This is a genomic window from Acinetobacter sp. NRRL B-65365 (assembly GCF_001605865.1).
Lineage (GTDB): Bacteria > Pseudomonadota > Gammaproteobacteria > Pseudomonadales > Moraxellaceae > Acinetobacter > Acinetobacter vivianii.
Map to the genome: position 1 here is coordinate 1 of NZ_LRPD01000013.1, position 14,339 is coordinate 14,339.

12 protein-coding genes are annotated in these 14,339 nt (G+C 40.6%); 2 read left to right on the forward strand and 10 right to left on the reverse strand.

Going from position 1 to position 14,339, the window contains the following annotated elements:
• The 8 genes from AWW72_RS19850 to AWW72_RS07085 form a co-directional block, all read right to left on the reverse strand.
• Positions 1 to 136, reverse strand: a 136-nt coding sequence (locus tag AWW72_RS19850) for a hypothetical protein (protein ID WP_502686077.1), incomplete at its 3' end; no start/stop codon positions are given.
• Positions 137 to 214: 78 nt separating this feature from the next.
• A complete protein-coding gene (locus AWW72_RS07055) occupies positions 215 to 997 on the reverse strand; it encodes a Rossmann-like and DUF2520 domain-containing protein (protein WP_062846872.1) in 783 nt (260 codons plus the stop codon).
• 81 nt (positions 998 to 1,078) lie between these two features.
• Positions 1,079 to 2,128 (reverse strand): lysozyme inhibitor LprI family protein, encoded by a 1,050-nt coding sequence (locus AWW72_RS07060; protein WP_062846873.1) that lies wholly within the window; start codon positions 2,126 to 2,128, stop codon positions 1,079 to 1,081.
• A gap of 181 nt (positions 2,129 to 2,309) precedes the next feature.
• Positions 2,310 to 3,725 carry an OmpA family protein gene (locus tag AWW72_RS07065; RefSeq protein WP_062846874.1) on the reverse strand — a complete coding sequence of 472 codons (1,416 nt, stop codon included), beginning with the start codon at positions 3,723 to 3,725 and terminating at the stop codon, positions 2,310 to 2,312.
• 315 nt (positions 3,726 to 4,040) lie between these two features.
• Positions 4,041 to 4,610, reverse strand: a complete 570-nt coding sequence (locus tag AWW72_RS07070; RefSeq protein WP_062846875.1) for a hypothetical protein — start codon at positions 4,608 to 4,610, stop codon at positions 4,041 to 4,043.
• Between the two features lie 201 nt (positions 4,611 to 4,811).
• Complete coding sequence (locus AWW72_RS07075; protein WP_062846876.1) at positions 4,812 to 6,044, reverse strand: dihydroorotase; 1,233 nt, start codon at positions 6,042 to 6,044, stop codon at positions 4,812 to 4,814.
• Between the two features lie 12 nt (positions 6,045 to 6,056).
• Positions 6,057 to 7,073: an aspartate carbamoyltransferase catalytic subunit gene (locus AWW72_RS07080; RefSeq protein ID WP_004772716.1), complete on the reverse strand. Its 1,017-nt coding sequence runs from the start codon at positions 7,071 to 7,073 to the stop codon at positions 6,057 to 6,059.
• A gap of 144 nt (positions 7,074 to 7,217) precedes the next feature.
• On the reverse strand, positions 7,218 to 7,571 hold the full coding sequence (locus AWW72_RS07085) for a hypothetical protein (protein ID WP_062846877.1): 354 nt from the start codon (positions 7,569 to 7,571) through the stop codon (positions 7,218 to 7,220).
• A 284-nt stretch (positions 7,572 to 7,855) separates the two neighbouring features.
• On the opposite strand from AWW72_RS07085, the gene rlmKL reads away from it, so the two are divergent.
• Positions 7,856 to 10,060: a bifunctional 23S rRNA (guanine(2069)-N(7))-methyltransferase RlmK/23S rRNA (guanine(2445)-N(2))-methyltransferase RlmL gene (gene rlmKL / locus AWW72_RS07090; protein WP_005258095.1), complete on the forward strand. Its 2,205-nt coding sequence runs from the start codon at positions 7,856 to 7,858 to the stop codon at positions 10,058 to 10,060.
• Between the two features lie 13 nt (positions 10,061 to 10,073).
• Here the strand turns inward: rlmKL and AWW72_RS07095 are convergent, their stop codons facing one another.
• Both AWW72_RS07095 and clpB read right to left on the reverse strand, forming a co-directional pair.
• Positions 10,074 to 10,493: a hypothetical protein gene (locus tag AWW72_RS07095; protein ID WP_062846878.1), complete on the reverse strand. Its 420-nt coding sequence runs from the start codon at positions 10,491 to 10,493 to the stop codon at positions 10,074 to 10,076.
• A 169-nt stretch (positions 10,494 to 10,662) separates the two neighbouring features.
• Positions 10,663 to 13,242, reverse strand: coding sequence for an ATP-dependent chaperone ClpB (gene clpB, locus AWW72_RS07100; protein ID WP_062846879.1), 2,580 nt, complete (start codon positions 13,240 to 13,242; stop codon positions 10,663 to 10,665).
• A 263-nt stretch (positions 13,243 to 13,505) separates the two neighbouring features.
• Between clpB and AWW72_RS07105 the strand changes: the two genes are divergently transcribed.
• Positions 13,506 to 14,306, forward strand: a complete 801-nt coding sequence (locus AWW72_RS07105; RefSeq protein ID WP_062846880.1) for a peptidoglycan DD-metalloendopeptidase family protein — start codon at positions 13,506 to 13,508, stop codon at positions 14,304 to 14,306.
• Positions 14,307 to 14,339 lie beyond the last annotated feature (33 nt).

A 14,339-nucleotide genomic window follows, 5' to 3' on the forward strand; every position in this document is an offset into this window, starting at 1 on the left:
TTAATTCATGCTGGCCATCAATACGTTGCAGGAAGACTTGGGAATTTAAATTTTGATTTGAAAACTGAATATGGATCGCACGTTTCTGTGCTGTGAGGCCTAAACTGTCCAAGGCTTGAAATATATTACTCAACATATTTTTTATAAAATATTTACTCAAATTTTCCGCATTTTATACAAAATAGACAAATTTGTCTATTTTGTATAATTATCGTTACTCTTGATTTATATGGCGTTTATAAATCCCTTCACTCATCAAAGCATAGATATTTTCCAGATCGTTACGTTGTGTCTCCGCTAATAAATGGCGCTGCATCTTTAATATATTCTGATCACCACGCATTGCAGGCCCTGTCTGCATTTGTTTAGGGTCATTCTGGGTCGCCTTATTCGCAGTTTCCATAATTAAAGGATATAACAAACTAAAATCAACCTGCTCGGCATCTACAATTTGTTTTGCCAAGTCATAGCAATAATTGCTGAAATTACAAGCAAATACAGCCGATAAATGTAAAGTTTGTCTTTGCTTAGAACTATATTGATAGACACGATGGCTTAAACTGTTTGCTAATTCTGTTAAAAAAGCTAAATCCTGCTGCTCAGCAGCTTCAACAAATAAAGGGGTTTCTGCCCAGTTCACATCCCGTTCAAAACTAAAGGTTTGCAAAGGATAAAACACACCAGCTCGATAATGAGTATTTTGTAGAACCGATAAACTGGTGCTGCCCGAGGTATGTACAATCAGATTATCTGGTAAATAAGCTGTAATCGACTCAATTACGCTGGAAATGGCCTGATCACTTACCGCAATAATTACCAAATCTACCTGTGGATCAAGTTGATTAACCTGATTAATCGCTTGAGCATTTACTTGATCTGCAAGGGTACCAGCATGATGTAAGTCTCGGCTAAACACTTGCGCAATCTGATGCTGCTGTTTTAAAGCTCGAGCTAAATGTGTCGCAACCCGCCCTGCACCAATCAATGTAATTTTCATAAACTTTATCTAAGCACGTGATTTGCTTAAGCATGCCAATAAAAAAAGGACGAATCAATTCGTCCTTTTCTACTTGTTTATTTAATTGACATTATTTAGGTAAACAATCCGTTCAATCGTGCGTTGGATAAAGCATTTGGTATATTGCATATCCTGATCTTGCTGATGCATCGCATCATTCCAGTAACCCGCCTGTTTCTGATAAGTTTCCCGGTCTTTTTCAGGAGTATCATAAACACTCTTCTGTGACAGCACTTTACAATCTACATCACGTTTCTCAAACCAGTCTGACTGATCCTGCTGTAATTGTGCCTTTTGTTCAGGACTGAACTTATCCCACGTCTGATTTAAACGTTCCACTTGTTTTGCCTTTTCAGCATCCAGCTCTTTGTTACGAATATTCATGGCCTTTTGCGCCAGATCCATTTGAGCAGATGACTTTGCATCATACTCCTGCTGGGCCTTTTCACTATTCTGTTCAATCAGGCGGTTTTCTTTTAAATACGCCATGTAATGCACGGCTTTGGTCGCCATAAACACAACACCATCAATCACGGCATTTTGATCTGGAATATTCAACACGACACCATCTTTATCGGTTTTGGTCAGATTATAAGAAAACTCACCACGCAACTGATCATCTTCAAGCTTTAATGGATAGTCACTATCTGAGAAATAATCACCTAAAGTATAAGTCGACTGGCCTTCATCCTCACCATCTCGTTGATATTTCTGCTCTTCGAGATACGCATTTTCAGCACGTTTCTGTAAGCCTTTCGGGAATGAAATCACCAATTGGCTATCACAATCCAGTAATGTTTTTGACGCTTGCTCACTGTCGCTATTATCTAAAGTACGGACATTTTTGATTTCAAATTTCAGTCCCTTGTTAATTTTATCTAAAATTTCATAATCAGCCTGATATTCGCTTTCTCGCAAACTCCGTTCAATTTGCTTTAAATAGGCTTTCTTTAAAGCTGCCTGAATATTATTCAAGTTATCTTGATTGGTACAACTCCATTCTGAAACAGCTGTATCAATATTTTCAACTTTCTCTTTGGGTTTGAATTTATCGCATCCTGTTAATAAAATTGCTGTCGTTAATGTGGTGAATATCAAAAACTTATTCATATTAATTACCCTATTATCTTATTTTCGGGCGTATTCTACTCAATTTAATTCGATCTATTCGAGTCTTTTCTTTGACTTTATTTAAATTAATTTTGAGATAAGACTTTAAATGTAATTATAAGTCAAAATTAAAGGAGCTATTATCCTAATAGCTCCTTTAAAGTGTTGCATCATTCCAAATTTAAGGTGTGATTGAGAACTCAATACGTCGGTTTTTAAAACGTCCTTCTTCCGTTGTATTATCTGCAACTGGATTATCTGCACCATGCCCAACTGCTGTTAGCTGGTCAGCAGCAACGCCCTGACTCACCAAATAATCCACCACAGCTTGAGCACGTTTTTGCGATAACGTTTTATTACTGTTCGCGTTACCTGTTGAGTCGGTATAACCCGCCACAGTCAATTTCGCATCTTTGGTATTTTTCATTAATGCCGCAGCTTTATCCAGAATGGCTTTATTCTCATCTGGAATCTGGTTTGAACCTGTAGAGAAATTAATAATCTGTAGGTTTAATGCCTTGATCACATCATTAATATCAACCTGATTGGCATCAATATTTGCTAAAGCATCTTGTGCGGCATTTAAACTATGACTCACAGAATCAGCGGCAGTCATTGGAGCTTCAACCACCACTTCTGTATTGGGCACCAAAGCTTTAATTTTGCCAAGTAAATCGTTAAGTTGATTCGCATCTCCACCTTTCAAAGTGATCTTGTCACCAATCCAGTCCAGAGAAACATTCGGCACACCTTTCAGTAGACCTAATACGCCAGCAAGACCTGCCTGATCCATAAAGGTTCCAGCATGTTTTGTTGCAGTATCAACTGTACAATCCTGATTCGCAGAAAAAACCTCTTTGACTTTGGCCTGTATGGTCGCCAAAAATCCTTGATCCCCAACACCCACCTGACATTGGGCAAGATTACCTGAACCATCGGTGCTTAAAGCTAATGTCGCTGGTGCAGCATCTGCCGCAACTTCTGAGGCTGAATTTGTATCATGAGTTACAGGTGCAGTCGCCTGTTTGTTTTGACAAGACTTCCACAACCAAGCCACCAATAAACCGAGAATAATCAAGGCCACAATAGGTAGCCATGCACGAGATTTAGGTCCCGTCGCTGCCGAAGTATTGGCAAAGTTAGAAGTAGCAGCAGATGCGCTCGACACCAACCCGAGTGGCGCCAATAGACCAACCGCCCATGCTGGCAATAATGAACGGATCGAATCCATATGTTGTTTTAAATAGTTCACAATACTTTGCGTATCATTGCCAGCTTCACTGGTTAAAGCGGCCAGACTTTTTGGAATCGCTTGAGTTAACGTTTGTTCTGTTTCAGCACTGGAAAGTTGCCCATTGCTTAAATTGGTCAGAAGCGCATTTTTGACTTGGTCATTATGCCCTAATAAATCTGATAGTGAGGGCGAAATAGAATCTTTTAATTTCTGAATAAGTTCAGGTTTTGCCGCTAAAATAGAAAGTAAAATGGGATAGAACCTAGATAAAAGAGCACTTTTTTCATTTACTAGACCGTCTTGATCACTCACGATCATCGAAGTCACTTTCTGCTTTAACAGTTCCATTGGGTTTATTGACATTGTTATTCACTCCAACACATTAAATTTATAATATTCAGAACACTCAAGAAAAAAGCGAAGCTCAAGTGAACTGCTGCTTTTTCATTCTAATCTTTTGTATTTTTTTTATTCATTTTTATATAATTTAAATACAATACTTACATCACAATTTACAAAGAAAAATAAGAAATGCGCATCTTTTTTAACAATTGGTACAATATTACCAAATCAAAAAACAACCTTATATTCTTCACAATTATCTATTTTTATATTTAAAATCAGAAGATTATAAAAATAAGAAATTCACTCTAGACTATACATTCAAACCAGCAAGCATCATTTACTTAAATGATATAAAAAAATCAGGGAAAAGCCAAAAAGCACTGTAAAAAGTGGAAAGATCTTGTTCTGCTTTTTTGTAGGAGGCACGATAGGAATAGCGGGAATAACGTCTAGCAATTGCTCTTTAATATAGGTTTCATTTAATTGTGCCAAAACTCCGGTAGTCCAGCTCGGCAATAAAGAATAAATCGATGCTTTATGATCTCTTAAATAATAAATGATCGCCATCGCATCATTGCCCACTTCATTGGATAAAACCGCCAGACTTTTAGGAATAGCCCGATTTAAGGTAATCTCTACCTCAGCTACGGACACCTTTCCCGCGGCCAGTCTCAACAACAACGCATTCTTAACACGCTCATTTTCTTCCAGTAAATCAAAAATAGAAGGCGTAAGTTTTTCTCTTAACTTATCGACCAGCTCAGGCTTTTCTAGAAAACGATAAAGTAAGATAGGATAAAATCTTGATAAGACATCATTTTTTTCATTCACCAAGCTGGTTTGATCATTTACAATCACAGATGAAACTTTCTGTTTAAGTAATTCCATAGGATGTATAGACATCGTATTAAGCTCCAATTATTAGAATGGCTTATTTCTCTTTTTTATAATTTTATGTAAGGCATATCTCATTTATATAATTACTTTAATCTATTTTTTCTTGTTTTTATCTATTCTGTAAAATTTAAATACAATATCTACATCACATTTTACAAAGCGGAATAAGACTTAGCTCCTATTCCGCTACATAAACAAGCTTTTGCTTTACGCGAAAGTGGTCACAACTTTACCTGTCAATTGCTGGCCAATAAGTGGTGTATTCTTACCTTGTGAAAGAATGCTTTCTTTAGACACAGTCCATTGTAGTTCTGGATCAACCAATACCCAGCCTGCTTCCTGTATCCAACGTTCTGTCATATTGGCAACTTGTGCTGGTGTCGAAGTGACTTTTGCCACCCATTCCAACGGCTCAAACAGTCCTTCCTGAATCAGTTGCACACCGAGAGCGACATAGGTATCAAATGCAGTAATCCCTGGTTGAGTTTCCGCAAAAGGTGCCATTTTCGCTGAGCTGCTCAAAGGTTCATGATGGGTACAGATTGCGTCAATCACGCCTTCTTTTACGCCCTGACGTAATAACTCTTTATCCTGTTCCGAACGCAATGGCGGGCGCACATGTGCAAGTGAATTAAAGCCATCGGTCAATTGCTCGGTGAGATGTAACTGATGCATCGCGACATCTGCAGTCACAGGTAAGCCTTTGGCCTTTGCTGCACGGATCAAATCGACCGATGCGCCGCAAGACAATAAACCAAAATGTGCTTTCACACCGGTTGCTTCAATCATCAAAAGATATTTAGCAATCGCAACCGTTTCCGCAATTGCAGGAATCATCGGTAGGCCTTGGCGAGAAGCGATGAAGCCTTCATGCGCACAACCATCTTTGGCAATTTGCGGTTCTTCTCCATAGAACACGACGGTTAAACCCAAGCCTGCGGCATATTCAAGGGTACGGATCACCACATCATCATTTTCAAATGCAGCATTGGCATTTGAAACAGCAGTACAGCCACCCTTCTTTAAACTTGCCATATTGGCAGGTTGCTTACCATTTAAACCTTGCGTTTGTGCGCCAATAATATGTAGATAAATTCCGCCATCCAGTTGAGCTTTTTCAATCAGACCGTGGATCAAGGCACCATTATCTTGCACGATTGGCTTTGAGTCTGGTGGCGTAATAACATGCAAAATACCATTGGCACGTGCAGCTTTTCCTTCCGACTTTAAGGTTCCATGCTGTTGCTGACCCGGCTCACGCATTCTTGCGCACAAGTCCACCATGGTTGGCATTAACCATTTGCCTTGACCATTGATGGTTTCATCCACCTGATCAACGGCATCAATACGCTTACCATTTTCGATATAAACCGTTTGCACCTGATCAGTCTGTTGAATTGGATCGAGCACACGGACATTTTCAATTTTTACAATACTCATGTGATCTATCCCTTACAGTGCAATCGCTTCAATTAAACCTTGTTCTTGTAACTGCCCTTGCATCGCAAGTGCCAGTACAGCCATACGAACCGCAATACCGTTGGTGACCTGTTTTAAAATTACGGATTGATCCCCATCTGCCACGCTCGAGTCAATTTCAACACCACGGTTCATTGGGCCAGGATGCATCACGATACAATCAGGTTTTGCCAGCGCCAGACGCTCTTTGTTTAAACCATACATTTTGTAGAATTCGGCCTGTGATGATAAGGCTGGTGAATCAATACGTTCATTTTGGATACGTAAGGCAATAATCACATCGCAATCTTTCACACCTTCATCCATTTTATTAAACAGACGAACATGCTCACCATATTCATTAAAACCCACTGGCAATAAAGTATTTGGTGCAATTACACGAATGTCTTTACAGCCCAATGTTTGCAACGCTGCTACATTCGAACGTGCTACACGTGAATGTTTGATGTCACCAATAATGGCGACTGTCAGCTCTTCAAATGGTTTCTTGGTCTCACGGCGAATGGTCAACATGTCCAGCATGGCCTGAGTTGGATGTGCGTGACGACCATCACCTGCATTGATAATCGCGACATTCGGACAGACATCTTTGGCAATAAAATGAGCTGCACCCGATGAAGAATGACGTACCACGAAAATATCCGCTGCCATAGCTTCCAGATTCCACAATGTATCGCGTAGCGTCTCGCCTTTCGAGGTACTTGAACGTGCAATATCGATGTTCAAGACATTGGCAGACAAACGTTTTGCTGCTGCTTCAAAAGTGGTACGAGTACGGGTGGAGTTTTCAAAGAAGAGATTCATTACCGTCAGTCCTTCAAGTAACGGACGGTTGATCAAATTATTATTTTCATCTAAAAAGCTTTGCGCTGTATCTAAAATCTTGGTCAAGGTTTCTTTAGAAAGACCCTCAATTGTTAAAAAGTGTTTTAGATTTCCTTGTTGATTGAGCTGGATCTGACTCAAAGTATGCAATGCCGCCAAGTGCATAAGAGATTCCTAACACGTTAAGTTAACGCATTATACAGACTTTAGATTTGGTGCGTAGTTGAAGTTTTCAGCACTTAAGTAAAAAAAGGATGTAATTTCCCCCTTACATCCCTTTTATAATCTATAGCTTATGTGACTTATAACTTAACGTAATGCACCAATATAGTGATGATGAACCTGAGCCTGATAAATTTCTTCCTCGGTTACTTCTATTGAATAGGCATCTGAAGCGACTTCTTTTTGAAGATCTGACGTGTTCTCCTTTACTATCGAAACAGGCTCAGGATATAGCTCGACCAATGGACTCAAGCGTGCCACAAAGCGTTCTAATTCCGGATCTTGAGTATCGAGAGCAATGCCCAGCACATGTTTGGCATAATCCTTATTATTCACCAGATACATCACATCAATTACACGCCCACAAACACGTCTTAAACGGACATACATTTGAGTGGCAATCGTAAATGCCTCAGCATTGACCAAAACTTCGTTCTTCATCACATTCTCCCAGCCTTCAAATTTAAATGCTTAAATTTCATTCGCTTTAAGTAAAATTATTTGCCAATGAACGGAATACTAAAAAGCAAAAGCTGTACCAATTATTCAAATCATGATTAAAACCGCCCGATCAATTTAAAAAAATCATGCTTAATCACGGCCTATCAATGAAAAAATTGCATCGAAACGATGATAAAGCTGACAATCACACAAATATGCACCGACAGAACAAACAAAAATCAGTTAAAATAGCCGATTGCTGAACTGCTTTTTTGGAAATGTGCATGAATTCTACACAACGTCTGACAAACTATTGGGTGACCTGTGCGGATGGACTTGAAACCTTATTACAACAAGAACTCGAACAGTTAGGGATTCAAGACATTCAACGCTTCGCTGGACGTTTGGTTTTTAAAGGCACACTCGAAAATGCATATCGCATTTGTATGTGGTCGCGTCTCGCCTCTCGCGTACTTTTACCGATTCATACACATGAACTAGAACATACACATGACGCCCGTGATGTCGCAGAAGAACTCTATGAAGGTGCGATCAGCTTTGACTGGTCTTTGATTTTTGCACCACAAAGTACCTTTGCGATTCGCTTGCACGTTGAACGTGAAATTAAGGTTAATACTCAATTCGCGACACTCCGTGTTAAAGATGGTGTAGTTGATTCCTTCATGGAAGCTGTGGGTAAACGTCCAAGTATTGATATCAAGCAACCAGAAATTACGCTCTATGTATTGGCGGGTAAAACCGAACATACCTATTGCCTAGATTTATCTGGTGATTCTTTACATAAACGCGGCTATCGCCGTTTTATGACCGATGCACCGATTAAAGAAAACTTGGCTGCAGCAATTTTACAAAAAGCACAACTTGCGCAATATCAACCCGATATTATTCTTGATCCAATGTGTGGTTCAGGTACATTTATTATTGAATCGCTTTTGATCCTGACTGATCGTGCACCTGGTCTGGTGCGCCGTTTTGGCTTTAATGGCTGGCATGGGCATGACCATGAATTATGGATGTCTCTCAAAGCCGAAGCTGCTGAGCGTCATGAAAAAGCCTTACAACAGCCATTACCACAATTCTATGCTTATGATGCAGACTGGGAAGCAGTAAAAGCGACACGCCAAAACATTATCGCTGCGGGTTTTGAAAAGTTACTTGATCAAATCCAGATTGAAGAACGCACTTTGGCAGACTGGGATGATTTCCATGCCGAAGGTAAAAAAGCTTTTATCGTCACCAACCCACCGTATGGTGAGCGTTTAGGCGATAAAGCATCGAATCGTTCTTTGTATCTAGGCTTATCTGCCTTACTTCAAAAGAATTTCCCAAATCAGCGTGCAGCCATTATTGCGGCTCAAATTGAGCAGGCAGATGTACTAGCCTTTAACGATCCACAAACCTTGCGTTTAATGAATGGTAAATTACCAATTTATACACGTTTTGGTACGGTAAAACCTGCGACTGTCACTCAACCCTTCTTGGCAAATTGGCAACCACAACAATTTGAAGCAATTGAAGGCGCCGAAGACTTTACCAACCGTTTGCAAAAGAATATGCAAACTTTGAAAAAGTGGGCAGTGAAGGAAAATATCTATTGCTTACGCTTATACGATGCAGATTTACCAGACTTTAATATCGCAGTTGATTTGTACGGTGACAAATTGCATGTACAAGAATATGCACCACCGAAAAAAATTGACCCAGAAAAAGCAAAAAAACGTTTTAACCTTGGTCTTGCTGCAATCCGTGCAGTAACAGGTCTAAATCGTGATGCCATCTTTATTAAAACCCGTGCCCGTCAAGCCGGAACGAATCAGTACACCAAACAAAGTACTGCATCTAAACGCTTTATCGTACAAGAAGGCGATGCACGTATCTTGGTGAATCTGACTGATTATCTGGATACAGGTTTGTTCCTTGATCACCGCCAGATGCGTTTACGCATTGCTAAAGAGGCACGCGGCAAGCACTTCCTTAATCTGTATAGCTATACCTCTACTGCTAGCCTGCATGCCGCTTTAGGGGGTGCAGCGAGCACAACCAGTGTCGATTTATCTAATACTTATCTGAGCTGGTCAAAAGAGAACTTTGTTCTGAATGGTTTAACCGTAGATCATGCAGATGAACAACATATGTTCTTCGCCAGTGACTGCTTTGAGTGGTTAAAAGAAGGTCATGAGCAATACGATCTCATCTTCATTGATCCACCAACCTTCTCTAACTCGAAGAAGTTCTACGGTACTTTTGACGTGCAACGCGACCACGTTTCATTGCTTAAACGTGCCATGAATCGCTTAACCAGCGACGGTACGCTCTACTTCTCAAATAACTATCGTGGTTTTGAGCTAGACGAAGAGATTGAAGCCATGTATCAGGTCGAAGAAATCACTTCTGAAACCATCGGACTGGATTTCAAACGTAATCAAAAAATCCATCGTGCCTGGAAAATTCAGCACCCAAGTATTTAAGTGTTTTGAATACTCACCGAAAGGTAATTTTGCTTTTTTTTACGTTCGGTGAGTCAAACTCATAAATCATAAAGCGATCAGGAGCCTCAGTATGGGGTTTTATGGTCGCTTTTCTTTTCTCACGAACATCCATCACCGTGGTTTTTTTCTGCTCTTCGTAAGCCGAAAAACCTCCTTCGGCAAGCATACTGACACGAATTTCACGTAAATTCCGGTCACTCAACACACGCTGTGAACGCCAGCGTTCCTCCGCAGGCTTTAATGCATCTTGTTGAGCTTTGATAATGATACTTGGCAAGGCATTATTTAATGCACCTGTTTGCAAAGACAAGGTTCCCTCAGGCAATGGCTGTGCAGCATGTCCGATAGAAGATAAAGCCGTGAACAACAAAATTACACACGTACCTGTGCAATGATGTCTGTTATTTTGCATTTTAATTCATCCTGAATTTTTTTCTTATTTGTTTTGAAGTTATCAAGTTTTTATAGACGTGGCAATGTCATTGGTAATATTCCTGTAAAAATCTGACCAGATGCACCAACATAAAAAAAGATGGTGACTTTCATCACCATCTTTTTGGGTAAAACATTAAAACTTCCGCTTAGCTCAGTTTTAACTTATCAAATACCAGATGACCATTCTCACCTTTGATCAGGATATTGTCTCCAGGCTGGAACTCACCAGATAGGATTTTCTGAGCCAGACTATTTTCAACCTGTTGCTGAATCGCCCGTTTCAATGGACGCGCACCATATACAGGATCAAAACCAGCATCAATCAACAGATCAAAAGCAGTATCATCCACAGTTAAGCCCATATCACGTTCACTCAAACGTGTGCGTAAACGATCTAACTGAATGTCTGCAATACCACGAATCTGTGCTTTTTGCAGAGAATGGAAAATGACCAACTCATCAATACGGTTGATAAACTCTGGACGGAAATGCTGCGTTACCGCACTCATCACCACTGCCCGTACTTCATCATCAGTTGCACCTTCTCCCAGTTCACGTACATCTTGCGAACCTAGGTTAGAGGTCATTACGATCACCGTGTTCTTAAAGTCAACCACACGACCTTGTGAGTCCGTTAAGCGACCATCATCCAATACTTGTAATAAGATATTGAATACATCTGGATGTGCTTTTTCCACCTCATCGAATAACACCACGCTATACGGCTTACGACGAACGGCTTCAGTTAAAACACCACCTTCTTCATAACCGACATAGCCTGGAGGCGCACCGACTAGACGGCTGACAGAATGTTTTTCCATGAATTCGGACATATCAATACGAATCATGGCATCGTCGCTATCAAACAAGAAGTTAGCCAATGCTTTGGTTAGCTCCGTTTTACCCACACCTGTCGGGCCAAGGAACAAGAATGATCCACTTGGGCGGTTCGGGTCAGATAAACCTGCACGTGAACGGCGTACTGCATTGGAAACAGCAACCACAGCTTCATCCTGCCCAACAACACGGTTGTGTAAAAACTCTTCCATATTGAGAAGTTTTTCACGTTCACCTTGTAGCATTTTCGCCACAGGAATTCCTGTTGCCGCACTCACGACTTCAGCAATTTCGTTTTCAGTGACTTTGGTACGAATCAGCTTCGGTTCTTCATTTTCCTCAGCAACTTCGGCCTGCTCCAGACGTTTTTGTAACTCTGGAATGACTCCATATTGCAAGCGTGCAGCTTCAGCCAAATCACCTTCACGTTTGGCTTTTTCCAAAGCACTACGCGCCTGATCAAGTTCAACCTGTGCCTTCTTATCACCTTCAACCAGTGTTTTTTCAGCTTTCCAGATCTCTTCAAGATCATTGTACTCTTTTTGCTTTTCCGCAATCTGTTGCTCAAGATGATTCACTTCGGCTTTACTGCCCGCATCTTCATCTTTTTTCACCGCTTCCAATTGCATTTTCAACTGGATTAAACGGCGATCAAGTTTATCCAAAGCTTCTGGCTTAGAATCAATTTCCATTTTAATCCGCGATGCAGCCTCATCAATCAAGTCAATCGCCTTATCTGGTAATTGACGATCAGTAATATAACGATGAGACATCTTCGCTGCAGCAATAATGGCTGAGTCGAGAATTTGCACACCGTGATGGGTTGCATATTTTTCTTTAAGACCACGTAGGATCGCAATGGTATCTTCTACACTCGGCTCATCGACCAACACTTTCTGGAAACGACGCTCAAGCGCAGCATCTTTCTCGATGTATTGACGGTACTCATCTAAAGTGGTCGCGCCCACACAACGGAGCTCACCACGCGCCAAAGCAGGTTTTAGCATATTACCTGCATCCATCGCGCCATCACCTTTACCTGCGCCAACAAGCGTATGTAACTCGTCAATAAACAGGATGATCTCACCTTCGTGCTTCGCAAGGTCTTTAAGGACTGCTTTTAAACGCTCCTCAAACTCACCACGATATTTTGCGCCCGCAAGCAATGAGCCCAAGTCAAGTGAAAGCACACGCTTGTTCTTTAAGCTCTCTGGGACTTCGCCATTGATAATACGTTGTGCCAAACCTTCAACAATCGCTGTTTTACCCACCCCTGGTTCACCAATCAACACTGGGTTGTTTTTAGTACGGCGCGATAACACCTGAATGGTACGGCGAATCTCATCATCACGGCCAATCACGGGATCAAGCTTGCCCGCTAAGGCACGTTCAGTTAAATCAATGGTGTATTTATTAAGTGAGTCACGTTGATCTTCATGATTATTGCTCATGACTTTGTCATTTCCTCGAATATTTTCAATTACTTTACGTAAATTATCTGGCGTAACACCCACGCCATTTAAAATGGTTTTGGTTTCGCCTGTTTCTGCCAGACCGAGTAATACCCAATCGGTTGATAAAAACTCATCACCTGCTTTCTGTGCATAACGGTCAGCTAAATTCAGCGCCTTTACCGCTTCAGGATTAAGATTGATATCACCCGTAGGATTTGCCAAGGTTGGCGCATTTTGCAATGCTTGTTCCAGTTTCTGCTTTAACTCTGGTAAACGTGCACCCGCTTGTTGCAGCAAACTCAAATTGGCAGGTTCTTCCAATAAGGTAGAAAGAATATGAATACCTGCAATCGAGGTATGGTCTTTACCCATTGCCAATGATTGTGCATCTGAGAGTGCTTGCTGTAAGCGGTTTGTAAATTTTTCAAATCGCATTCTTGTTATTCCTCACAACAAATTTCTAACTTATCACTTAGATGGGAACGATTTTCTAAATTTCAAATAAAAATTTATATATTTTTCAATATTTTATAAAACATTATACAGATAAAACTCAGTAATAATATGGGTGTATAAACAATCTATTTCAAGTATCTTTTGTATAATTTTTCTGTCTATTCGATTCTGAACAAAATCATTATTGTGATTTTTGACCGAACGATTTAGCTTAACACTTTAGTTGATTCAAAATGATGCTCATGTACTTAAAAAAAATTTTACTCGGCGCAGCTTGCCTACTTCCTCTTCATTCGGCATTTGCCCAACTTCCACAAGATTCTCGCCGCGCTGGTGGGATTGCAGTCATTCCCTTGACAGCAAATACCACTCAAGTCTTTTATGAGCAAAAACCTGTACTCATTACACAAGAAGGCGCACAACGATATGCCGTGTTTGGTATTCCACTTTCTGCGCCATTAGGCAGTTTGAACTTAACCACCAATGCTTCTCCGATTCAGATCGAAGTAACGCCATATCGTTATGCGGAACAACGTTTAAACGTCAAGAATCAGGATTATGTCAATCCTAATCAGGATCAGCTCGACCGTTATGCAAGTGAAGCAAAAGAGCAAAACGATATTTATAGTTCATTTACTCAAAGTAACTGGAATAGCTTTCCCAATTTCATCCGCCCTACCGCAGGTAAATTTAGCAACTCTTTTGGCAGAAAACGCTTTTTCAATGGAGAAGAACGCGCACCACATTCTGGCCTCGATATTCCAGCACCCGTAGGACAGAAAGTGGTAGCCCCTGCGGATGGCGTTGTTGTAGGAACAGGCAATTATTTCTTTAATGGTAATACGGTACTGATTGATCATGGTCAGGGGCTGATCAGTATGTTCTGTCATCTCAGCAAAATTAATGTAGAGAAAGGTCAACGCATCCAGCAAGGTGAGATACTTGGGCTGGTCGGTAAAACAGGACGCGTAACAGGCCCTCATTTACACTGGGGAATGAGCCTGAATAATGCTCGGGTAGATCCACAATTATTTTTAAAATAAACAGAACAACAAATAAAAAAGTGATCGGTTCAA

Coding starts and splice junctions, on each gene's coding strand:
- AWW72_RS07055 (WP_062846872.1), bottom strand. CDS start 997: ATGAAAATTACATTGATTGGTGCAGGGCGGGTTGCGACACATTTAGCT.
- AWW72_RS07060 (WP_062846873.1), bottom strand. CDS start 2,128: ATGAATAAGTTTTTGATATTCACCACATTAACGACAGCAATTTTATTA.
- AWW72_RS07065 (WP_062846874.1), bottom strand. CDS start 3,725: ATGTCAATAAACCCAATGGAACTGTTAAAGCAGAAAGTGACTTCGATG.
- AWW72_RS07070 (WP_062846875.1), bottom strand. CDS start 4,610: ATGTCTATACATCCTATGGAATTACTTAAACAGAAAGTTTCATCTGTG.
- AWW72_RS07075 (WP_062846876.1), bottom strand. CDS start 6,044: ATGAGTATTGTAAAAATTGAAAATGTCCGTGTGCTCGATCCAATTCAA.
- AWW72_RS07080 (WP_004772716.1), bottom strand. CDS start 7,073: ATGCACTTGGCGGCATTGCATACTTTGAGTCAGATCCAGCTCAATCAA.
- AWW72_RS07085 (WP_062846877.1), bottom strand. CDS start 7,571: ATGAAGAACGAAGTTTTGGTCAATGCTGAGGCATTTACGATTGCCACT.
- rlmKL (WP_005258095.1), top strand. CDS start 7,856: ATGAATTCTACACAACGTCTGACAAACTATTGGGTGACCTGTGCGGAT.
- AWW72_RS07095 (WP_062846878.1), bottom strand. CDS start 10,493: ATGCAAAATAACAGACATCATTGCACAGGTACGTGTGTAATTTTGTTG.
- clpB (WP_062846879.1), bottom strand. CDS start 13,242: ATGCGATTTGAAAAATTTACAAACCGCTTACAGCAAGCACTCTCAGAT.
- AWW72_RS07105 (WP_062846880.1), top strand. CDS start 13,506: ATGTACTTAAAAAAAATTTTACTCGGCGCAGCTTGCCTACTTCCTCTT.